Source organism: Glycomyces albidus (assembly GCF_009451885.1).
Taxonomy (GTDB): Bacteria; Actinomycetota; Actinomycetes; order Mycobacteriales; family Micromonosporaceae; genus Glycomyces; species Glycomyces albidus.
In genome coordinates, this window is record NZ_WIAO01000005.1 from 82,409 (window position 1) to 104,339 (window position 21,931).

Annotated in this window: 19 protein-coding genes and 2 tRNA genes; 16 read left to right on the forward strand and 5 right to left on the reverse strand. The window is 71.3% G+C overall.

The annotated features are described in order from the left end of the window. Positions 1-64: 64 nt before the first annotated feature. A complete protein-coding gene (locus tag GFD30_RS06225) occupies positions 65-844 on the forward strand; it encodes a Bax inhibitor-1/YccA family protein (RefSeq protein WP_194201866.1) in 780 nt (259 codons plus the stop codon). Here the strand turns inward: GFD30_RS06225 and GFD30_RS27795 are convergent. Then, positions 789-3,263 carry an FUSC family protein gene (locus GFD30_RS27795; RefSeq protein WP_153024338.1) on the reverse strand — a complete coding sequence of 825 codons (2,475 nt, stop codon included), beginning with the start codon at positions 3,261-3,263 and terminating at the stop codon, positions 789-791. The two genes, GFD30_RS06225 and GFD30_RS27795, sit on opposite strands and share 56 nt — an antisense overlap. A gap of 57 nt (positions 3,264-3,320) precedes the next feature. Between GFD30_RS27795 and guaA the strand changes: the two genes are divergently transcribed. Both guaA and GFD30_RS06240 read left to right on the forward strand, forming a co-directional pair. Beyond that, positions 3,321-4,865, forward strand: coding sequence for a glutamine-hydrolyzing GMP synthase (gene guaA, locus GFD30_RS06235; RefSeq protein WP_153024339.1), 1,545 nt, complete (start codon positions 3,321-3,323; stop codon positions 4,863-4,865). A 31-nt stretch (positions 4,866-4,896) separates the two neighbouring features. Beyond that, positions 4,897-5,832, forward strand: a complete 936-nt coding sequence (locus GFD30_RS06240; RefSeq protein ID WP_153024340.1) for an NUDIX hydrolase — start codon at positions 4,897-4,899, stop codon at positions 5,830-5,832. A 48-nt stretch (positions 5,833-5,880) separates the two neighbouring features. Here the strand turns inward: GFD30_RS06240 and GFD30_RS06245 are convergent, their stop codons facing one another. Then, the gene (locus GFD30_RS06245; protein WP_153024341.1) at positions 5,881-7,131 is read right to left on the reverse strand and encodes a phosphatidylserine decarboxylase; all 1,251 of its coding nucleotides are present in this window, start codon (positions 7,129-7,131) and stop codon (positions 5,881-5,883) included. 225 nt (positions 7,132-7,356) lie between these two features. Between GFD30_RS06245 and GFD30_RS06250 the strand changes: the two genes are divergently transcribed. The 4 genes from GFD30_RS06250 to pcrA all read left to right on the forward strand — a co-directional run bounded on the left by GFD30_RS06250 (position 7,357) and on the right by pcrA (position 12,768). Next, positions 7,357-8,472: a Cys-Gln thioester bond-forming surface protein gene (locus tag GFD30_RS06250; protein ID WP_194201867.1), complete on the forward strand. Its 1,116-nt coding sequence runs from the start codon at positions 7,357-7,359 to the stop codon at positions 8,470-8,472. 390 nt (positions 8,473-8,862) lie between these two features. After that, positions 8,863-9,966, forward strand: coding sequence for a Cys-Gln thioester bond-forming surface protein (locus tag GFD30_RS06255; protein ID WP_153024343.1), 1,104 nt, complete (start codon positions 8,863-8,865; stop codon positions 9,964-9,966). 257 nt (positions 9,967-10,223) lie between these two features. Then, positions 10,224-10,487 (forward strand): chorismate mutase, encoded by a 264-nt coding sequence (locus GFD30_RS06260; RefSeq protein WP_153024344.1) that lies wholly within the window; start codon positions 10,224-10,226, stop codon positions 10,485-10,487. 55 nt (positions 10,488-10,542) lie between these two features. After that, positions 10,543-12,768: a DNA helicase PcrA gene (gene pcrA / locus GFD30_RS06265; RefSeq protein ID WP_153024345.1), complete on the forward strand. Its 2,226-nt coding sequence runs from the start codon at positions 10,543-10,545 to the stop codon at positions 12,766-12,768. On the opposite strand, the gene GFD30_RS27480 is transcribed toward pcrA, so the two are convergent. Next, positions 12,765-13,532, reverse strand: a complete 768-nt coding sequence (locus GFD30_RS27480; RefSeq protein ID WP_153024346.1) for a M23 family metallopeptidase — start codon at positions 13,530-13,532, stop codon at positions 12,765-12,767. The two genes, pcrA and GFD30_RS27480, sit on opposite strands and share 4 nt — an antisense overlap. 184 nt (positions 13,533-13,716) lie before the next feature. Next, on the reverse strand, positions 13,717-14,670 hold the full coding sequence (locus GFD30_RS06275; RefSeq protein ID WP_153024347.1) for a biliverdin-producing heme oxygenase: 954 nt from the start codon (positions 14,668-14,670) through the stop codon (positions 13,717-13,719). Between the two features lie 271 nt (positions 14,671-14,941). Here GFD30_RS06275 and GFD30_RS06280 point away from each other — a divergent pair, with 271 nt between their 5' ends. The 7 genes from GFD30_RS06280 to GFD30_RS06310 all read left to right on the forward strand — a co-directional run bounded on the left by GFD30_RS06280 (position 14,942) and on the right by GFD30_RS06310 (position 19,302). Further along, positions 14,942-15,223 (forward strand): hypothetical protein, encoded by a 282-nt coding sequence (locus GFD30_RS06280; protein ID WP_194201868.1) that lies wholly within the window; start codon positions 14,942-14,944, stop codon positions 15,221-15,223. A gap of 37 nt (positions 15,224-15,260) precedes the next feature. Continuing rightward, entirely contained in the window at positions 15,261-17,786 is a 2,526-nt protein-coding gene (locus tag GFD30_RS06285) for a putative bifunctional diguanylate cyclase/phosphodiesterase (protein ID WP_153024349.1), read from the forward strand. Between the two features lie 97 nt (positions 17,787-17,883). Then, a tRNA-Thr gene (locus GFD30_RS06290) sits at positions 17,884-17,956 on the forward strand. Between the two features lie 75 nt (positions 17,957-18,031). Next, positions 18,032-18,103 (forward strand) — tRNA-Met (locus tag GFD30_RS06295). A gap of 98 nt (positions 18,104-18,201) precedes the next feature. Then, positions 18,202-18,372, forward strand: a complete 171-nt coding sequence (gene rpmG, locus GFD30_RS06300; RefSeq protein WP_407648983.1) for a 50S ribosomal protein L33 — start codon at positions 18,202-18,204, stop codon at positions 18,370-18,372. Between the two features lie 49 nt (positions 18,373-18,421). Then, the gene (locus tag GFD30_RS06305) at positions 18,422-18,811 is read left to right on the forward strand and encodes an FAS1-like dehydratase domain-containing protein (RefSeq protein ID WP_194201869.1); all 390 of its coding nucleotides are present in this window, start codon (positions 18,422-18,424) and stop codon (positions 18,809-18,811) included. Beyond that, positions 18,808-19,302 carry a MaoC/PaaZ C-terminal domain-containing protein gene (locus GFD30_RS06310; protein ID WP_153024351.1) on the forward strand — a complete coding sequence of 165 codons (495 nt, stop codon included), beginning with the start codon at positions 18,808-18,810 and terminating at the stop codon, positions 19,300-19,302. Before GFD30_RS06305 ends, GFD30_RS06310 begins: the two co-directional genes overlap by 4 nt. Here GFD30_RS06310 and GFD30_RS06315 read toward each other — a convergent pair. Beyond that, positions 19,290-20,141, reverse strand: a complete 852-nt coding sequence (locus GFD30_RS06315; protein WP_153024352.1) for a 3-hydroxyacyl-CoA dehydrogenase family protein — start codon at positions 20,139-20,141, stop codon at positions 19,290-19,292. The two genes, GFD30_RS06310 and GFD30_RS06315, sit on opposite strands and share 13 nt — an antisense overlap. A 25-nt stretch (positions 20,142-20,166) precedes the next feature. Here GFD30_RS06315 and GFD30_RS06320 point away from each other — a divergent pair, with 25 nt between their 5' ends. Further along, complete coding sequence (locus GFD30_RS06320; RefSeq protein ID WP_153024353.1) at positions 20,167-20,811, forward strand: cob(I)yrinic acid a,c-diamide adenosyltransferase; 645 nt, start codon at positions 20,167-20,169, stop codon at positions 20,809-20,811. Between the two features lie 100 nt (positions 20,812-20,911). Next, positions 20,912-21,910 carry an ABC transporter substrate-binding protein gene (locus GFD30_RS06325; RefSeq protein ID WP_322633000.1) on the forward strand — a complete coding sequence of 333 codons (999 nt, stop codon included), beginning with the start codon at positions 20,912-20,914 and terminating at the stop codon, positions 21,908-21,910. The last annotated feature ends 21 nt before the right edge of the window (positions 21,911-21,931 follow it).

The window sequence follows — 21,931 nt, forward strand, 5'->3', positions numbered from 1 at the left end:
CTGAACATTTGACGGAGGACCGCACGTCATGGCAATGCAGAGCAGGAACTCATCCCTTCGCAACATGGTGAAGGCGCAGTACAACGACCAGCAGCAGCACATGGGCGCCGCATACGGGCCCTACGGGCAGATGACCCAGGCGCCGCAGGTGCAGACCATGACGATCGACGACGTCGTCGTCCGCACGGTGGCCCTCGTCGGCGCGACCTTCGTCGCCGCGCTCCTGACCTACGGCATGGTCGGCAGCGGCGACGCCGCCTCCGCCGGCACGGCCGGGCTCCTCATGGCCGTCGGCGGCGTGGTCAGCATCGGCATCATCCTCTTCTCGATCTTCAAGCCGATCACCAACCCGTTCATCGCGTTCGCCTACGGCATCGGCCAGGGCTTCCTCCTCGGCGGGTTCAGCGCCGTCATGGAGGCGCAGTTCCCCGGCATCGTCGTCAACGCCCTCGTCGCGACGATCCTCGTGTTCTTCGGGATGCTCGCGCTCTACAAGTTCCGCATCCTCAAGAACTCCCCGGTGTTCACCAAGGTCATCGTCGGCGCCGGCTTCGGCATCGGCGGCCTGCTGCTGGTGAACCTCGTCGCGAGCCTGTTCGGCGTCAACCTCGGCCTGTTCGCGGCCCCCGGCGGCGACCCGACCACCCTCCAGTGGATCATCGCGATCGCCCTCACCCTCTGGGCCGCGTTCTCGTTCGTCCTCGACTTCGACATGATCGAGTGGTCCGCCCAGAACGGCGCCCCGAAGAAGTACGCGTGGGCCGGCGCCTTCGGCCTCACCGCGGGCCTCATCTTCCTGTACTGGAACCTGCTGCGCCTGCTCTCGTACTTCCAGGGCGAATAGCCTCGGAACCGAAGCACGGACAGGGCGAACCACCGCATTGAGCACCGAACTCGAGCGGGCGATCGGGCGCGTCGTCGAAGGCACGCGCCACTGGTCGCCCGCTCGCTGGTCCTCCCGCGGCGACGCGATGCACCGACTCGTGCAGGCGCTCGCCGACCTCGCCGCCGACGTCGAGGGCCGGCCCCGCCGACCCGTCCCGCGGCTCCCCAACGACATGAGCCTGCCCGACCAGCTCCAGGTCGTCGGCCTCGACCTCATCGAACTCGAACCCCTCGACGAGGCCCGGCGGCGGGCCGCCGAGCGGGCGATCACCGAAGCCCGCCGGGCCCTGTTCTAAGTCGATCCACGCGGCCATGAGCAGCGCCGCGTCGTCGAGCGCGTCCACCAGGTTGTCGGACTCCCAGCGCAGCACGTTCCGCCGGGTCCGCGTCTCCCGGTCCTCGACCGCGCCGAGCCGCAGGTCCAGCCGTTTCGCCGCGTCACTCAGGTCGATGCCGCGCGGCGGCGCCGCGTTCCGCGCCAGCGCCGCCAGCCGCTGGTACGCCGCGTCGAGCGAATCGGCGAACTCGTCCACCCCCGCCAGGCCCGGCGCGTCCTGGTCGCCGCGGCCGAGGGTCGCGTTCACCGCCACCAGGGCCCGGGCCGCGCGCGAGAGCGCGGCCTCGGCGCCGAGCACGTCCGCCGACAGCGGGCCCGGTCCGGCGACCGGCTCGGCCTTGGCCTGGTCGGCGGCCTGCGTGAGCGCGGACCGGCGGGCCCGGACCCGGTCGATCGCGGCGTGCATGGTCTTGCGGTCGTAGTCGGACGGGTGCGCCTGGCGGTCGAGGGCGAGGCGCGCGTAGTCGCGGTAGGCGTCCACGAGGTCGCCGAGGAGGTCCCCGAGGCGGCGGGTCTGCCAGGTCGGGACGAGCACGTAGAAGCCGATCGCGAGCGCGGCGCCGGCGAGGGTGCACGCGCCCCGGTCGATCGCGCCGAGGACCGGGTTCTCGCCGGTGAGGTCGATCTGGAACACGGTGAAGCCCGAGACCGCGGCGGCGAACACGAGCATCGACACGGGCCGCAGCAGGTAGGCGACGAGCGCGAACGCGAGGATCGTGAGGCTGATCCACACCTGGCCCTCGGGGATCAGGAGCCCCAGGAGCGAGGCGACGACGACGCCGCCGGTGGTGCCGACCGCGCGGGTGGTGCCGCGGGTGAGCGTCCCGGAGAAGTCGGCCTGGAGGACCAGCCAGGCGGTGAGGGGGATCCAGTAGCCGTGGTCGGTGGGCCACATGAGGCCGATCGTCATCGCGAGCGCGATGACGCCGGCGCGGCGCAGCGCATGGTGGATGACCGGGTCGTGCCGGTGGAGGCGGGAGCGGAGCTGGCCGACGGCCTGGCGGGCGGTCGAGGTGGCGTGGGCGAGCGCGGGGTCGGCGACGACGGCGCCGCCGCCGGCGGTGATGCGCTCGGCGAACCCGCCGGTCTCGTGGAGGACGCGCAGGAGCCCGCCGATCTCGGTGGGCATGGTGCCGGTGGCGGTCGCCATGGGGTTCTGGGAGAGGCCCGCGAGGAGCTCGTCCCAGTCGAGGTCGGCGGGGCGGCGGGCGGTGATGCGCTCGGCGAAGTGGGTGAGCAGGCGCGCGGCCATCTCGAGGGCTTCGGAGTAGAACGCGACCGTGTCGCGGTCCTGGGCGTCGGCGCGGGCGCGGGCGGAGGCGGTGCGGCCGATGGCGGCCGAGATCGCGTAGATCTGGCGGCGGGCCTCGAGGATCGAGGCGGGCAGGGCGCGGCGGCGGTCGAGTTCGCGGGCGGCCTCGTGGAGCGCCTCGGTGTCGAAGGGCGCGTTGGGGTTCGAGGCGAGGGTCTGGGCTTCGGCGGCGAGGGCGAGCCAGGCTTCGGCGAGGGTGCGGCGGTCCTCGGCCCACCGGAAGTACGGGGGCAGGAGCGCCATGACGGCCTGGAGCGCGCCGCCGGCGACGACGGCCCCGGCCGCGAGCAGGGGCGTGGTGCCGGTGGTGATGTGCTCGGCGAGGAAGAACATGATGCCGGAGACGGTGAAGGTCACGCCGGCGACGTGCGTCACGGAGCCGATGAACGTGAGCGTGAACGCATACGCGGCCGCGGCGGCGACCAGGGCGACCGGCTGCTCGATGGCGCCGAGGGCGACGCCGAGGGCCCCGGCGAGGCCGACGAGGAGCGGCAGGGCCGGGCCGGTGCGGGTCCCGGGGGTGAGGAGGGCGACGCCGCCGAGCCACGCGCCCATGATCGCGGCCTGGCCCCAGGCGGGGTGGCCGGCGAGGCCGACCGCGCCCATGGCGATCGCGATGCCGCAGGCCGCGCGGACGGCGAGCACCGGGGCGGCCTCGCCGGGGGTCCACGACCGGAGGTCGTCGCCGACCCGGCGGAACGACTCGTCGACGCCCGGGTTGTTGAGCACGTCAAAAGCGTAGCCGCGCCTACGGGTGTGAGGCCGACTACCGGTTACGCTGGTGTCATGCGACAAACGGTGCTGGTGGTCGACTTCGGGGCCCAATACGCGCAGCTCATCGCTCGCCGCGTCCGGGAGGCCCACGTCTACTCGGAGATCGTCCCGTCTTCGATGCCCGCGGAGGAGATGCTCGCGAAGGAGCCCGCCGCGATCATCCTGTCCGGCGGCCCTTCGAGCGTGTACGCCGAAGGCGCCCCGCAGGTGGACCCGGCGCTGTTCGCGGCCGGGGTGCCGGTGCTGGGGATCTGCTACGGCTTCCAGGCGATGGCGGCCGCCCTGGGCGGGACCGTCGCGAAGACGGGCGTGTCGGAGTACGGCGGGACCGAGCTCGACGTGGTGTGCCCTTCGAAGCTCCTCGCCGGGCTGCCCGAGCACCAGTCGGTGTGGATGAGCCACGGCGACTCGGTGACCGAGGCGCCCGAGGGCTTCCAGGTGGTGGCGACCAGCGCGGGTGCGCCGGTGGCGGCGTTCGAGAACCTCGAGTCGCGGCTCGCGGGCGTCCAGTACCACCCCGAGGTGGCGCACACGCCGCACGGCCAGGCCGTGATCCGGCACTTCCTGCACGACATCGCCGGGATCAAGCCGAACTGGACGAACGCGGCGATCATCGACGAGCAGGTCGAGGCCATCCGGGCGCAGGTCGGCGACAAGCGGGTCCTGTGCGCGCTGTCGGGCGGCGTGGACTCGTCGGTCGCGGCCGCGCTCGTGCACCGGGCCGTGGGGGACCAGCTCACGTGCGTGTTCGTCGACCACGGGCTGCTGCGCGCCGGCGAGGCCGAGCAGGTCGAGAAGGACTACGCGCAGCTCACCGGCATCGACGTGCGCACCGTGGACGTCTCGGAGCAGTTCCTGGCCGCGCTCAAGGGCGTCACGGACCCCGAGGAGAAGCGCAAGATCATCGGCCGCGAGTTCATCCGCACGTTCGAGGCGGCGGCGCGCGGGATCGCCGAGGAGCAGGGCATCGACTTCCTCGTCCAGGGCACGCTGTACCCGGACGTGGTCGAGTCGGGCGGCGGCACCGGCACTGCGAACATCAAGAGCCACCACAATGTCGGGGGTTTGCCCGAGGACCTGCAGTTCGACCTGGTCGAGCCGCTGCGGACCCTGTTCAAGGACGAGGTGCGCGCGATCGGCCTGGAGCTGGGCCTGCCCGAGGCGATGGTGTGGCGCCACCCGTTCCCGGGCCCGGGCCTGGGCATCCGCATCGTCGGCGAGATCACGCGCGAGCGCCTCGACATCCTGAAGGCCGCCGACGCGATCGCCCGCGCGGAGCTCACCGCGGCCGGCCTGGACCGGTCGGTGTGGCAGTTCCCGGTGGTCCTCCTGGCCGACGTGCGGAGCGTCGGCGTCCAGGGCGACGGCCGCACCTACGGGCACCCGGTGGTGCTGCGCCCGGTCTCGTCCGAGGACGCGATGACCGCCGACTGGTCGCGGCTGCCGTACGAGCTGCTCGCGAAGATCTCCACCCGGATCACGAACGAGGTCGCCGAGATCAACCGGGTCGTGCTCGACGTCACCTCGAAGCCGCCGGGCACCATCGAATGGGAGTAGTGGTCCCGTGAACACGCCGTACAGTTGAGGGATGCAATTCCGGATAGCTGCGTACGGGGAGGTACGTGACGAGAACGGCCGAGTCCTGCTGACGCGCCGGAAGCGCGCGGGGAGAGAGTCGGGGCCGTGGCACCTGCCGGGCGGGGTCATCGACCACGGTGAACCGCCGAAGCGGGCCGCCGGACGGCTCGTGACCGAGCACACCGGGTACGAGGTGACCGTCGGCAGGGCCCTGGAGGCCGTCGCGGTCGCGCGGCGCGGCGTCCACACCAACGCGATCATCTACTCCGCCCGGGTCCAGGGCGGAGCGGACTCCGGCGCCTTCGACGAGCACGGCGGCGCCGAGGCCGCCGAGTGGGTCGACCCGGCCCGGGCGGCGGCCGAAGCCCATTCGCCGTTCGTCTCGGCCGCCCTGGGGCTGGCCGACGACCGGCTCGCCGGGCGCGTCGACAAGGCCCCGCAGGAGGCGCGGCCCGTCCCGCCCGCGAAGGCGAAGAAGGGCCGCCGCAGGCGCGGCCAGCGCTTCGGCGCGTACGGGGTCGTCGCGGACGGCGGCGGCCGGATCCTGCTCGCCCGCATCGCCGAGGGGTACCCCGGCGGCGGCACCTGGCACCTGCCCGGCGGCGGCGTCGACTTCGGGGAGTCCCCGGAGGCCGCCGTCGCGCGCGAGATCTACGAGGAGACCGGCCAGGAGGCCCTGGTCGGGACCCTGCTCAACGTCACGTCGTTCCGCCACCGCCGCGCGATCGGCCCCGAGGGGTACCCGCTGGACTGGCACGGTGTGCGCGCGATCTACTCGGCCACGGTGCCCGACCCGTCGGCCGCGCAGGTCGTGGAGGCCGCGGGCGGGTCCACCAGCGAGTCCCGCTGGTGGGACGCGGCGGCGCTCGACGACCTGCCGCTCTCGGCGGCCGTCGAGGACGCGCTCCAGGTCGTCGACTTGAAGAACCTCGCCGCCCAGGCGTGAGCGCGGGTCGCCGGCACCCTCGGCGGCGGACCGGACTCGGGACGCTTCCTAACGCCAGCGTGCGATGACCGTCTCCCCGGCGCGGATCGGCTCGCCCGGGACGACCGCGGCTTCGGCGGCTCCGGCCGGCAGGTACACGTCGGTGCGGGAGCCGAACCGGATGAGGCCGTAGCGCTCGCCCTTGGCGAGGGACGCGCCGGGCTTGGTGCGGTTGACGATGCGGCGCAGGACCGCGCCGGTGCGCTGGGCGATGACGACGCGGCCGCGCGCGGTCGCGACCACGGTGTAGCAGGCGGCGTTGTGCTCGGCCTCGGCCGTGGCGACCTTCGCGTAGCCGCCGCGCTCGGTGAACACGTCGACGACCTCGCCGGCGACCGGTGAGCGGTTGATGTGGACGTCGGTGAGCGAGAGGTACGCGCTGACGCGGAGCCATTCGGCGCCGGCCGCGCCGGTGGCGGCGCCGAAGCGCTCGTCGGCGACGGTCTCGACGGCCATGATGCGGCCGTCGGAGGCCGCGAGGACCGCTTCGGGCTCGTCGTCCTCGCCGCGCAGGTCGGCGTCGCGCTGCGGGTCGCGGAAGAACGCGGCGACCGGGACGGCGGCCAGGGCCGGCAGGAGCCACGCCTTCGAGGAGGGCCGGATCTTCCTCGCGGCCCAAGCGGTCCCGAGGAGGAGGCCGGCGGCGATGACGCCGTTCGAGTCGAGGTGGACGTTCGGGGTGACCGCGACCGAGGAGGCGCGCCAGGCCGGGGCCAGGTCCTCGGCGGGGGCGATCGCGCGCGGCTCGCCCTCGTGCTTGGAGGCGGAGCCGATGCGGAGCTTGTGGATGCGCACCGGCGGGAGCGAGCGCACGATCAGGTCGGTGCCGATGCCGTAGTCGGCGACGAGTTCGGCGATCTCCTCGCGCGCGGGCGCGGTCAGGGTGGCGGCGAAGGAGAGGACCCCGCCGGGCTCGACCTTCTCGCGCAGGAGCGCGAGGCGCTCGATGAACTCCTCGGCCTCGACGGTGACCGGGGCCGCGAGCATGACGTCCTCGGCGGGCTCGGCGTCTTCGAGGTCGGCCACGGTGGTGACGTTCCCGGCGGTCCAGGAGCCCTCCGCGGTCAGCGACGCGCGAAGATCCTCAATGGAGTGGGCGTCGGCGACGACGGTGAGCCGGTCGGCGGGCATGAGCGCTTCGAGCGCGGCCGTCAGCACCGGGTTCCCCCAGGACGCGCCCACGACCAGCCCGGTCTTGGGGCCCCTCCGCCGGGCGAATTCGTCCGTGATGCCGCGAGCGGCGGCTTTCGAGATCGGCATGACTCCGACTATAGAGCGCGCCGGGGAATGCCCCGGCTTGCGCTCGCGTGTTGCGCGAGTGCAGAGAGCGGCCCTTGCCCCGTTTCGTCCTCGTACTTTCGGCGGATTCTCCACATCGTTCGGACGAGTGCCCGCGCCGCCGCGTCGGGGGCCCTCGTTTCCCCTCTTGAAGGCGGCCCCCGCAGCCCCGCACCGCAGATCCACTCCCAGGAGGACCGAATCACGATGAGACTCAAGCCGATCCGTACTCCGCTCGCCGCAGCCGCGGTCCTCGCCGCCGCCCTCGCCGGCGGCCCCGCGTTCGCGCAGGAGGAGCCCGAGCCGATCACCGGCGACCCCACGGCCGAACCCGGCCTGGAACTGCGCGGCGAACTCGACGGCGACCGGTACGACGTGTGGGCCAACGTCCTCGGCCTCACGCCGCACGGCTCCGAGGAGACGTACACGGTCTACTGCATCGACATCCGGACCCCGCTCGACACCGAGAGCCCCTACGCCGAAGGCGACTGGGAGGAGTCCGGGGTCGCGAACCTCGAATCGGTCCGCTGGGTCCTGTTCAACGGCTACCCGAACGTCGGCGCCGAGGAGCTCATCGAGTCGTCCGGCGGCGAGGTCAACCCCGAGTGGACCGACGCGGAGACCGCCGAGGTCGCCTACGCGGGCACCCAGGCCGCCGTGTGGCACTTCACCGACGCGTGGGAGCTGCTGAGCGACAACCCCGTCAAGGGCGGCAACAGCGGCGAGGACGAGGCCGTCCTCGCGGTCTACGAGCACCTGACCGAGGACACCGGGCGCGTGCCCGACCCGTCGGAGTTCATCGTGGACCTCGAAGGCGAAGCGGAGGCCGGATACGAGGGCGGCCGGTTCGGCCCCTACACGATCCGCTCCAACGCCGGGCCCGTCGAGCTCGAAGCCGACGGCGGCAGGCTCGAGAAGGCGAACGGCGACATCGTCGAGTCCCTCGAGGACGGCGAGGAGTTCTGGATCGCCATGGACGAGTCCAGCAGCGAGGTGACGATCACCGGCACCGCCGCGTACGACCTCCCGGTCGGGCGGGTCTTCCTCGCCACCACCGAGGCGTCACTGTCGGGCGACGCCGCCAACCGGGTGATCTCCGGCGAGTCCCAGAAGCTCATCCTCGCCGAGCCGCGCGCCGGCGAGGTCCCCGCCGAGTGGCGATTCGCCCTCGACGCGCCCACCGACGAACCCGAGCCCGGCGGCGCGCAGCTGCCGAAGACCGGGACCGGCCTCACCGTCGCGTTCGCGGCCGGCCTGGCGCTCCTCGTCGGCGGCCTCACCGCCACGGTGTTCGCCAAGCGCCGCACCGGCTCGGTGCACTAGACCTCGGGGATGCGGACGGGCCCCGGCCCGTCCGCTGCCGCAGGAGCGTTCCGGACCACCTCGACCCGGTCCGGACCCGGGCGCGCTCCAGCGGCTCGCACATCGGCCCGGCGCATGATGCGGCCGGAACCGGGGCAAGCGATCCGCCCCGGTTCCGGCCACTCGCGTCCCGGCAGTCGCGTCCCGTCACGGCCCCCGCCGCACCACCCCAGTCGATACCGAATCGTTATAGTGGCGCGCCTCCCCGAGGTCGCGCCGTTTTCGTTGCCCCGCAAGCGGACCACCGCTCAGAATCTCCCCCGTCCCGCGTGCAACCGGCGGGGTGCCGCTAACGTGTCGGAGGAAGATTCAACGCGTCAATCCCTCGGAAAAGCAAAGGGACTTCAACGAATGATGAGCAAAGCCCTCAAAGGGACGCTCGCTGTCGCAGCGGGCACCATGCTCGGCCTCAGCGGTCTCACCGCAGCCCAAGCGCAGGACGAGGAACCCACGCCGTCGGGTGCGTCCGGGACCGTCGTCCAGGAGCCGGGCATCACCCTCCACGGTGACACCCAGGACCCCACGGCCGTCATGCTCGGCCTCGACCTCGGCGACGGCGAGACCCGCACCGTCTACTGCATCCAGATCGAGGTCGGACTCGAAGACGACCTGATCCACGAAGAGCGCCCCTGGGACGACATCCCGGTCGAGGACCTCCCGCTCGTGCTCGGCGTCCTCCTCAACGGCTACGACGGCACCAACGCCGCCGAGCTGCTCGAGGCCGCCGGCGTCTCCGGCGAGACCATCGACCCGTTCACCGCGGAGCAGGTCGCCTACGCCGGCACCCAGGCCGCCATCTGGGAGCTCACCGACGGCTGGGCCATCACCGCCAGCGACCCCACCGAAGGCGAAGCCGGCGTCGACACCGCCGTCCTCGCGGTCCACGACTACCTGATCGCCGAGTCCGAGCCGGTCGACGAGCCCGACTTCGAGCCCTACTTCGAGGTCGACGACTCCGCCGCCGTCACCGACGGCGCCAAGGTCGGCCCCTTCACCGTCGCCACCAACTTCGACAAGCTGACGTTCGCGCAGCCCGAAGGCGCCACGATCGTCGACGAGAACGGCGACGCCGTCACCGAGTTCACGAACGAGCAGACCTTCTACGTCGAATTCGACGAGGCCGCCACCAGCAGCGTCACGCTCGTCACCGACACGATCACCTGGACCACCCCCGCCGGCCGCACCTTCGTGCCGGTCGACGCCGAAGGCGCCGACGTCGAAGGCCAGCGCCTCATCCTCGCCGAGGAGTTCGCCTCCGAGTACGCCGCCGAGATCGAGTTCGAGATCGTCGTCGAAGAGGTGCCCTCCGAGTCGCCCAAGCCGCAGCTCCCCGTCACCGGCACCAGCCTGACCTACGTCGCCTCCATCGGCGGCGCGGTCCTCGTCGCCGGCGTCGTCGCGATGGTGCTCATGCGCCGCCGCGCCGCCCGCGCCGACTGGGGCTCGGACGCCTAGGCAGAAGGCACCGCGACAGCAGGAGAACACTGCGATCACCACCACACGCCCGCTGGTCCGACCGGCGGGCGTGTGGCATACTTGCGGCGTGACCCAGAGCGCGCGATTTTACTTTTACTACGGCACGGACTCCCCGAGCCGTGGGTCGTCGCGCTGACACACAGACCTACAGCCCCGGGCGGATCCGCCCGGGGCTTTTTTCACGCCCAGGGCCACCGCCCGGACACCGATCCGCATCCGCTCGCAAGGAGGCCCTGATGACCGCCAAGACCGAAGTGACGACCGACGAGCTCGACGACCTGCGCACCGAGATCAACGCCATGGACGACGAGATCATCCGACTCTGGCGGCGCCGCGCCGCCGTCTCCAAGCGCATCGGCGAGATCCGCATGGCCAACGGCGGCACCCGCCTGGTCCTCGACCGCGAACGCGCCATCCTCGAGAAGTACCGCGCCGCCCTCGGCGAAGACGGCGTCCAGATCGCCATGCTCGTCCTCCGGTCCGGCCGCGGACCGCTCTGACGAGTGACGGCCGCGCCGGAGGAGTGTCGTACCCGGCGCGGCATAATTGATCCCGATGAACGACCTTCTGACCGGCCTCAACGAACCGCAACGCCAAGCCGTCGAGCACGCCGGATCACCGCTGCTCATCGTCGCAGGCGCGGGCTCGGGCAAGACCCGCGTCCTCACCCACCGCATCGCGTACCTCCTGGCCGAACGCGGGGCCCACCCCGGCGAGATCCTCGCGATCACGTTCACGAACAAGGCCGCCGCCGAGATGCGCGAACGCGTCGCCGACCTCATCGGCGCGCGCTCGCGCGCCATGTGGGTCCTCACCTTCCACTCCGCGTGCCTGCGGATCCTCCGCCGCGAAGCCCACCGGCTCGGCTGGAAGTCCAGCTTCACGATCTACGACACCGACGACGCCCGCCGGCTGCTCACCCAGATCGTCAAGGACCTCGGCCTCGACTCCAAGAAGCACTCCCCGCGCTGGCTCGCCGCCGAGATCTCCCGGTTCAAGAACGAGCTCATCGGCCCCGAGCAGGCCGCCGCGGCCGCCGACGACGCCCGCGCGCAGCTCGTCGCCGACGTGTACGCGCAGTACGACGAGCGCCTGCGCCTGGCCCAGGCGGTCGACTTCGACGACATCATCGGCTCCACGGTCCACCTCTTCCGGGCGTTCCCGGAGGTCGCCAAGTCCTACCGGATGCGGTTCCGGCACGTCATGGTCGACGAGTACCAGGACACCAACCACGCCCAGTACACGCTCGTGCGGGAGCTCGTCGGCACCGGCGACGACCGGGCCGAGCTGTGCGTCGTCGGCGACGCCGACCAGTCGATCTACGCGTTCCGCGGCGCCACCATCCGCAACATCATCGAGTTCGAGCGCGACTTCCCGGACGCGAAGACGATCCTGCTCGAGCAGAACTACCGCTCCACGCAGACGATCCTCGACGCCGCGAACGGGGTCATCCGCAACAACACCGAGCGCGGCCGCGAGAAGCGGCTGTGGAGCGACGAGGGCCCCGGCGGCCGGATCCTCGGGCACACCGGGGACAACGAGCACGACGAGGCCGCGTGGGTCGCCGCCAGGATCGACCAGCTCGTCGACGAGAAGGAGACGAGCTTCGGCGACACCGCGATCTTCTACCGGACCAACGCGCAGTCGCGCGCGTTCGAAGAGGTGTTCGTGCGCCGCGGCATCCCGTACAAGGTCGTCGGCGGCGTCCGCTTCTACGAGCGCAAAGAGGTCCGCGACATGCTCGCGTACCTGAAGCTGACCGCGAACCCGGACGACACGGTCTCGGCGATGCGCGTCGTCAACACCCCGAAGCGGGGCGTCGGCGACCGGGCGGTCGCCGAGGTCGAGGCCCTCGCGGCCCGGCTGCGGATCTCGTTCCCCGAAGCGCTCCACCGCGCCGACGAGGCGCCCGGGATCTCCGGGCGGGCCCGGCCCGGCATCAAGCGGTTCTGCGAGATCATCGACGCCGCCACGGAACTGGCGAAGACCGCGCCGCCCGAAGAGGTCCTCGACCGGCTCATCACCGACACCGGGTACCTCGAAGGGCTCGAGCAGTCCAGCGACCCGCAGGACGAGGGCCGCATCGAGAACCTCCAGGAGCTCGTCGCCGTCGCCCACGAGTTCACCGAGTCCGTCATGCGCGGCACGACCGAGGACGACGAGCAGGACCTCGCCGCCGACGTGCCGTCGTTCCTGGAGCACGTCGCGCTCGTCTCCGACGCCGACTCCATCCCCGACCCCGACGCGCAGGAGGGCGGGGTCGTCACCCTGATGACCCTCCACACCGCGAAGGGCCTGGAGTTCGACACGGTGTTCCTCACCGGGCTCGACGACGGCCTGTTCCCGCACGAGCGGTCCATGAACAAGCCCGGCGACCTCGAAGAGGAGCGCCGCCTCGCGTACGTGGGCCTCACCCGCGCCCGCAAGCACCTGCACCTGACGCGGGCCGGGACCCGGAACATCTTCGGGCAGCCCGAGTACTACGCCGCCAGCCGGTTCCTCGCCGAGATCCCCGCGGACCTCATCGAATGGTCCGAGTCGGCGCCGCCGCCGCGCGTCGTGAAGTCGAAGGCGCCCTCGTTCGGGCAGCCGATCGTCATGCGCAGCTCCGGCGACGTGCCCGTGCTCGACGTCGGCGACCGCGTCACCCACGACAAGTGGGGACTCGGCCGGGTCGTCGAGCTCAAGGGCTCGGGCCCGCGGGCCCAGGCGCGCATCGACTTCGGCGACGGCGAACCCAAATGGGTGATCCTGCGCCTCGCGCCGATCACGAAGCTCTAGCGCAGGTCCAGGCCGGCCTCGGAGAGGTAGCCCAGCGGCTCCACCGGCCGCCCGTCCACATGCACTTCGAAGTGGACGTGGGAGCCGAACGAGAACCCCGTGTTGCCGGCGTCGGCGATGCGGGTCCCCGAGTCGACCCAGTCGCCTTCGCTGACGTGCAGGGCCGAGTTGTGCGCGTAGTAGGTCTCCACGCCGTCGCCGTGGTCGATGATCACGAGGTTCCCGAAGCCGGACTCCCAGCCGGCGTGCTTGACCGTGCCCGGGTAGGCCGCGTAGACCGGGTCGCCGGTCTCGGCGTCGAAGTCGACCCCGTTGTGGTTGCGGCCCCAGCGCTGCCCGAACAGCGAGGTGATGGTGATCTCGTCGAGCATGGGCCGCCACTGGATCTGCGCGTCCTGGCCCGTGACCGGGGTGGCGCGCTCGGTGTCGGACGCGGCCCCGTCGGCGGCGGCCGCCGCGGGCTGCGCCTCGGCCTCGACGGACTCCTGCGGAGCGCTCGCCTCCGCGGCGAGGGCCGCGATGTCGTCGACGGCCCGCGACGGGGCGGGGGCCTCGCCGGACGGCATCCCGGCGGCGGTCGCCATCGCGACGACGGAGGCCCCGGCGACGGCGGAGCCGACGACGGCGGTGTAGCGGCGCTGGGTCCCCGCCAGCAGCGGAGCGAGTTCTGCGGCCCACGAGGCGCGGTGCTGGCCCCTCGTGCGGTGCGGCCGGGCGGCGTGGCGCCTGATCGCGGCGACGGCAACCGGTCCGGTGTCGGACAAGACATCCTCCGGGTCAGTGGCTGACTCATCGGACGGGGCGGCGGGCCGCGGTCTCGCGCGGGCTCCGGGGGGCCGTCCGTGAGCATGGCAACCGGGCCACGGTAACGCCGCGGGCCCCGGGCGGGCGAGATTCGTCACCGCGCGGCGTGTCGCGACAATCAGGACAATCCGGAACGGTAAGGCGTCAGGCTTCGAGGAGCGCCTTCGACTCGGTGAAGATCCGGACGATCTCGGGGCGGACCTCGGCGCGCTCGGTGAGCGGCCGGGCCCAGGCGATGCGGATGGGGACCTCGCCGTCGCCGACGGCGGCCGCGAAGTCGGCGCCGTCGCCGTCGAAGCCGGTCATGCGGGCCGCGTGCGCCTCGGGCCGGCCGCCCGCGCCGCGGCAGATGACGAGCGTGTCGGCGGCGTGGTCGTGGTTCATGTGGTGGCAGACCGCGGCGACGACCTTGGGCTCGAACGGGTTCCGGTCCAGGTTCGCGCCGAGTTCGGCGAGCACCGCGCCGTTGTGGTCGTAGGCGGCGAGGACCTCCTCGACGAGCCGGGACTTGGCGTCCTCGTCCAGGCCGATCGCGTCGAGGCGCGAGCGGTACTCGTCCTTGAACGCCTTGGGGCTGCCGATCCCGGTGAACTCGTAGAAGGACGCGCCGGCGCCGTCGAAGCCGTAGTTGCGCCGCGCGGCCTTCCCGAACGCCTGGCCGCCGGAGAGGTCGCCGAGGTAGCGCGTGTACGCGTGGGCCACATAGCCGGCCGGCTCGGCGGCGGCCTCGTGGATGCGTTCCACGTACGCGCGGGTCGCCGGCAGCGGCTCCGCGCCCGAGCGCCACTTCGGTCCCATGAGGAATCGCAGGTCCGCCTCGAGCGCGCCCAGGCGCGCCAGCTCGGGGAACACGAACGGCCCGGCCACCGGATCGGCCGCGAGACGGTCGCCGGCGGCCTCGATCGCCTCGTAGGCGAAGAACTGCTGCGCGTGCCAGCGGGTGTAGTCCGCGAGGGAGAGGGAGCCGTCGAAGAGGCGGTCGAACAGGCCCGGCTCGCGATCCGCATCGGACGAAGGGTCGAGGCGCCGGTGCCGCGACCACGAGGCCTCGCGGATCCGGGCCGAGAACGACATCGCGGCGGCGGTGTCTGCAGACATGGGCGAGTTCCTTATCGCGAAGTGACCGCTGTGACAGTAAGGCAAGCCTAACCTATACGGCCCGGCGTGTCGTGGACTGCGATCGGCCGACCCGTCAGCGAACGCCGGCGGGGCATCGGCGAGAATGATCTGAGTCCTACTCACGCGTAAGGCTGAACCAGAAAGAGCGCGAGAATCACGGTCGCAAGCCTTCCCTAGTGCGATCCGACTGTGGCACCATGGGCTCAACTGGTCCCCTGACTGAACGTACCCACCACTCACGGGAGGCCCTGTGAAACCGGCCAGAATTTTGAAGATGCTCGGCGCCGCGATCGCCACGGGCCTCATCGCGCTGGGCATCGTCCTCGGAGCGTCCGCGGTCGCGTCCGCGGGCAACTCGGGCGACGTCTCGGACGCCGAAGGTGGGAACTCCGGAGACGTCTCCGCCGTCCTCGCCGAAGGCGGGAACTCCGGCGACGTCTCCTACGTGATCGCCGAAGGCGGGAACTCCGGGGACGTCTCTGGATCCGACACGGACGAGGCCGCTCCCGGCAACTCCGGCGACGTCTCTTGACGGCGGTAGCGCCGCCGCTCCGTTAGGCGGGTCGCCCATGGACCGAGAGCGGTATCCATCGCTGTTCCGCATCCTCCCGTGGGCGCTGACCCTCATCATCCTCGCCGTCGACGCGGCGGTCATGGTCGCGCACGGCATTCCGGGCGAACTGCCGGTGGGGCAGGTCGTCCTCTTCGTCGCCGCCTTCATCGTCGCGCAGAACCTGCTGATCCAGCAGGACGTCCGCGGGCTGAGGATCGCGTTCAACCTCGCCGACGTCCCGCTGATCCTGGCGCTGTTCTACCTCGACCCGTTCTGGATCCTGGTGGTGCGCGCGGTCTCGGCCGTCGCGTTCTACGCGGGCCGCTACCTCCGGTCCGACGTCGGACTGCTCAAACCGCTGTTCAACATCGGGATGTCCCTGTTCGGCGCCGCCACGGCCGCCGCGTTCGTGCAGTACTTCCAGATCGGCGCCGCCGCCGACCCCCGCACGTGGCTGGTCCTCGTGGGGGCGATCGTCTCCGCGGGCTTCACGACCACCATCCTCATCTCGATGCTGCTGTTCCTCATCAACAGCTGGAGCAGCGTCGTCAAGGCGTGGTCGAGCTTCGCGATGACACTCGCCGGGCCCATCATGGCCTCCTGCGTCGGGTTGATCTTCCTGGTGCTCCTCGAGGCCGCTCCCTGGGCCTGGGTCCTGATCGTCTTCATGCTCCTGACGATCGTCGCCCTCGCCCGCAGCTACATGAAGCTGCGCGGCCAGCGGCACGTCCTCAACGAGCTCAACAACTTCACGCACCTGGTGGCCGGCTCCGTGCGCTCGAACCGGCTCATCGACGCGACCCTGGGCCGGTTGCGCGAGATCCTCTCGGCCGAGTCGGCGACGGTGTGGGTCCCGGCCGACGGCCGCAACCCGGAGATCCGGCTCACGTCCTCGGTGGACGACGTCGGGCTGACCGACCTCGACCCGGTGCCCGAAGCGCTCCAGCGGGAGGCCATCGACGCGAACCGACCGATCCTGGTGACCCCCAAGCACGGCAGCCAGGAGCACCGCGACATCCTCGCCGGCGCGGGGCTGCGCAACGTCCTGCTGGTGCCGCTGCGGTCAGGCGACGAGGTCTACGGGTGCCTGTCCGTGGCCGACCGCATCGGCGGAGAGATGTCGCACTTCGACACCGCCGACCTCCAGCTCCTGGAGACCGTCGCCGCTCATGTCAGCATCGCCGTCGACAACTCGCGCCTGATCGACCAGCTCCGGTACGACGCCTACCACGACCCGCTCACCGGCCTGCCGAGCCGCAGACGGTCCCTCGAAGCGCTCCAGGAGGCGCTGTCGATCACCGTCCCCGGCGAGGTCGTCGCCGTCCTCATGTTCGATGTGGACTCACTGCACGAGATCAACGACGCGCTCGGCCACGAGGCCGGGGACACCGCGCTGCGCGAGTTCGCGAGGCGGCTCCAAGAGCACGCGCCCGCGGCGTCGTTCATCGGGCGGATCGACTCCGACGAGTTCATCCTCCAGACCCGCCTGGCGTCCACCGAGGCGGCGATCGAGACCGCTCGGCGGCTGCGCGAGGGGATCCAGGGGCCGTTCGAGGTCGGCGGCGTCTCGGTGAGCCTCTCCGCGGCCGTGGGCGTCGTCACCCACCCGGACTTCGCGGCCGACGCCGACGAGCTCCTCAAGCGCGTCGACGGCGCGACCCGCCAGGCCAAGGACGCCCCCGACGGCGTCCAGCTCTACCACGCCGGGCTCGAATCCGAGAGCCTGCGGCGCATCGGCCTCGCCGCCGACCTGCGCCGGGCCCTCGACAAGGGCCGGCTCGAGGTGCACTTCCAGCCGAAGGTCCGCCTCGACCGCTCCCTCGAGAACGGCGGCGCGGTCATGGGCGCCGAAGCGCTCGTGCGCTGGTCCCACCCGACGTACGGGACCGTCGCGCCCGAGGAGTTCATCCCGATCGCCGCGTCCACCGGGCAGCTCGGGCAGCTCACCGACACCGTCCTCGACCAGGCCCTGCGGCGCTCCGCCGAATGGGCCGGGGAGGACGGGCCGCTGCCGATGTCGGTCAACCTGTCGCCGCGCACGCTCGCGGACGCCGAGTTCCCCGGCCGGGTCGCCGCGCTGCTGGAGCGGCACGGGGTCCCGCCCGAGCGGCTCACGTTCGAGATCACCGAGGACGACGTCGTCTCGGGCGAGCCGAGGCTCACGCCGGCGCTCGACCGGCTCCACGAGATGGGCGTGCGGCTGTCCGTGGACGACTTCGGCGCCGGGTACTCCTCGCTCGCGTACCTGCGGCGGCTGCCCGTGCAGGAGATCAAGATCGACCTCCGGTTCGTCCAGGGCATGGCCACCGACGACGACGACAAGGCCATCGTCGAGGCGGTCCTCGGCCTCGCGCGGCACTTCGCCATCGACGTCGTCGCCGAGGGCATCGAATCGCACCAGACCGTCGAGCAGCTCCGCGAGCTCCACTGCGAGGCCGGCCAGGGGTACTACTTCTCGCGGCCGCTGCCCCCGGACCGGTTCGCGGCGTGGCTCGACGGGCAGGGCTGGACCCGCGGTCAGGCGCGCCTGCGGGTCGTCTGAGCGGGGGCTGTGGCGCGCACCGCAAGGCGGGCCCCGGCTCGGCGCTCCGGTCGCGATCATGTACTCTTGTCAAGGCCGCGCGGGAAGCCGCGCGAACGCCCCCTTAGCTCAGTCGGCAGAGCGTCTCCATGGTAAGGAGAAGGTCTACGGTTCGATTCCGTAAGGGGGCTCGGAGACACCTCGAGGCGCAAGCCGACCGGTGTCGGACTGCTCAACCAGAGCCAATCTGGCGGCAGTGAGCACACGGCGGTGTAGCTCAGTGGTAGAGCAAACGACTCATAATCGTTGTGTCGGCAGTTCGATCCTGCCCATCGCTACTTTTGGCAATCGGCGACCACTGCGTTACGCTGGTCGCCGTTTTGTTTTGCAAGGAAGAACCCCGCCGACCGGCGGGTTCCGTTAGAGGAAGGCACTCATCGTGGCCAAGGCTACCGACGTCCGCCCCAAGATCACCTTGGCGTGCGTGGAGTGCAAGGAGCGCAACTACGTCACGAAGAAGAACCGGCGGAACAACCCCGACCGGCTCGAGCTCAAGAAGTACTGCCCGCGCTGCAAGACCTCGCAGGTCCACAAAGAGACCCGCTAGTCTTCCCCGCTTCCGGTACATGCTCAGCACTTCGTATGTGGGCCGGTCCTTGCCGACCACCCCGCCGGTGACGGTCACCGCCGAATCGGTGACCCGCTTCGCCGAGGCCCTCGGTCTCGCCGACACCGGACTGGTTCCGCCTACCTATCTGATCTCGCTGACGCTGCCCGCGGCGGACCGGCTCATCGACGACCCCGATTTCGGTCTCGACTGGAGCCGCGTCCTCCACCGCGAGCAGCGTTTCGCGTACCACCGGGAGCTGCGAGCCGGCGCCGAGGTGACCTGCACCGTCACCGTCGAGTCGATCAAGACCGTCGCCGGGAACGACCTCCTCGCGCTGCGCACCGAGGTGAACGACGCCGAAGGGCTCGCCGCCGAAGTGTGGACGACCCTGTTCGTGGGCGCCGCCGAGGAGCAGAGCGCCGGAGGCCCCGCATGATGCAGCCCGAACTCGAAGTCGGCGCCACCGTCTTCTCCACCTCGTTCCCCGTCGAGCGCGCGGACCTCGCCAGGTACGCCGACGCCTCCGGGGACCACAACCCGATCCACCTCGACGAGGCGGCCGCGAAGGCAGCCGGACTGCCCGACGTCATCGCCCACGGCATGTACACGATGGGCCTGGTCTCCCGCGCGATCCTCGAATGGCTCGCCGCCGCGGGCGTCGACGCGAGGATCACCGAGTTCTCCGCCCGCTTCGCCAAGCCCGTGGTCGTGCCCGCGACCGGGACGAGCGTCGAGGTCGAAGGCAAGGTCCGCAAGGTCGAAGGCGCGACCGTCGAGATCGCCGTCACCGCCGTGAGCGGCGGCGAGCGGGTGCTCGCACCCGCCCGCGCCACGCTCGCTGCGACGTTATCCACAGGTCTGTGGACGACCGCGGCCGGTGAGTCGACCGGTCCGGTGAATCAACACCAGGTGCCTCACGCGGTGTAGTCGAAGAACCCCTTGCCGCTCTTGCGGCCGATCTCGCCCGCGGCGACCAGGCGGCGCAGCAGCGCCGGCGGGAAGAACTGCGGGTCGGCCGTGTCGTCGTAGATGTTCTCGGTCGCGTGCGTGATCACGTCGATGCCGGTGAGGTCGGCGGTCGCCAGCGGCCCCATCGGATGGCCGAAGCCGAGCCGGCAGGCCGTGTCGAGGTCCTCGGCCGAGATGACGCCGTTCTCCACCAGCCGGGCCGCCTCGTTCACGAGCGCGCAGATCAGGCGGGTCGTCGCGAAGCCCGCGACGTCCCGGTTGACGACCACGCAGGTCTTGCCCGCCGCCTCGGCGAAGGCCCTGGCGGTCGCGAGGGCCTCGTCGCTGGTGTGGATGCCGCGCACGAGCTCGCAGAGCTGCATCATCGGGACCGGCGAGAAGAAGTGGGTGCCGACCACGCGCTCCGGGTGGGTCGCCGCCGCCGCGATCTCCGTGATCGGGATCGCCGACGTGTTCGTGGCGAGGACCGTCTCGGGGCTGCAGATGCCCGAGAGCTGCCGGAAGACCTCCTGCTTGACCGGGAGGCGCTCGAAGACCGCTTCGACGGCGATCGACGCGCCCGCGGCGGCCTTGAGGTCGGTGGAGGTCGTGATCCGCGCGAGCGCCGCGTCGGCGTCCTCCGCGGTCACCTTCTCCTTGGCGACGAAGCGGTCGAGGGAGGAGCGGATCGCCGCCAGCGCCCGGTCGAGCGCCCCCTCGTCCGTGTCGATCAGTGCGACGTCGGAACCGCCGAGGCTTGTGACCTGTGCGATGCCCGAACCCATGAGTCCCGAACCGATTACCGCGACTTGTGTCATGGGGGGAGGCTATATGGTCGGGGGTATGGCGGTCAATCTCACCAGGATTTACACGAAAACCGGCGACGACGGCACGACCGGGCTCGCCGACTTCACGCGCGTTCCGAAGACCCATGTGCGGCTCGCGGCGTACGGGGACGTGGACGAGGTGAACGCGGTGATCGGTTCGGCGCTCGCGCTGCACACCGGGGAGATCGGGGAGCGCGAGGGCGAGATGCTGCTCGCGGTGCAGAACGACCTGTTCGACGTGGGGGCGGACCTGTCGACGCCGGTCGCGGCGGACCCGAAGTACCCGCCGCTGCGGATCGACGAGTCGTACGTGGCGCGGCTCGAGGGGTGGATCGACGAGGCGAACGCCGATCTGGAGAACCTGCGGTCGTTCATCCTGCGGGGCGGGACGCCGGGGGCGGCGCTGCTGCACCAGGCGTGCACGGTCGCGCGGCGGGCCGAGCGGTCGGTGTGGGCGCTCCTGGAGGCCGAGCCCGAGACGACGCACGCCGTGCCCGTGACCTACCTGAACCGGCTGTCGGACCTGCTGTTCGTGCTGGCGCGCAAGGCGAATCCGGGCGGGGACGTGCTCTGGTCGCCTCGTGCGTCGCAGGAGTTACCGAGCGGGCGCTCGCGGCGCGTTGTGAAATCGTTACGGCACCTGAGGGGCCGCCGAGCTTGACGAGACCGATAACACGGGTAAGGATATGAGCGGTAACATGCGTACTCGCAAATATCGACAACCCTCGTGAACACCGCTCTCTCGAAAGGCGAACCCCCAAGTGCTTAAGCAAGTTCTGGCCGGCATCGGCGCCGGTGCACTCCTCTTCGGCCTCACCGCATGCGGCGGGGGTGACGACTCGGGCGACGGCGGCGGCAGCGGCGACGGCCTGGTGGTCGGCTTCGCCCAGGTCGGCGCCGAATCCGCTTGGCGCACCGCCAACTCCGAGTCCGTGCAGGCCGCCGCCGAGGCCGACGACCGCATCGCCGAGCTCAAGTTCGTCGACGCGCAGCAGGACCAGGAGAAGCAGATCGAAGCGGTCCGCAACTTCATTACCCAGCAGGTCGACGTCATCGTCCTGGCACCGGTGGTCGAGACCGGCTGGACCGACGTCCTGCAGGAGGCCGCGGACGCCGGCATCCCGGTCGTCCTCGCGGACCGCGGCGTCGAAGCCGCCGACGAGGACCTCTACGTGACCCGCCTCGGCTCCGACTTCGCCGAGGAAGGCCGCAAGGCCGGCGCGTGGGCGGTCGAGACGTTCGCCGAGGACCCCGACGGCACCACCCGGATCCTCGAGCTCCAGGGCACCACCGGCTCGGCCCCCGCCAACGACCGCAAGGCCGGCTTCTTCGAGGTGCTCGACGCCGAGGGCCTGCCCTACGAGCTGGTCGACTCCCAGTCGGGCAACTTCACCGCCGAAGAAGGCAAGGCGGTCATGGAGACCTTCATCACGACCCACGGTCTCGACGGCATCGACCTGCTGTACGCCCACAACGACGAGATGGGCCTCGGCGCGATCCAGGCGATCGAGGAGGCCGGCTACCAGCCCGGCACCGACATCCAGATCATCATCGTGGACGGCTCCAAGGCCGGCTTCCAGGCCGGCGTCGACGGCAAGCTGAACTACATCGTCGAGTGCAACCCGGTCTTCGGCGAGCAGCTCATGGACGTCGTGGTGCAGGTCGCCAACGGCGAAGAGGTCGAGAAGTTCACCCCGGTCGAGGAGGGCGTCTTCGACGCTTCCCAGTTCGAGGCCGAACTCCCGAACCGCAAGTTCTAGAGCCGAATGACGATGCCGCCG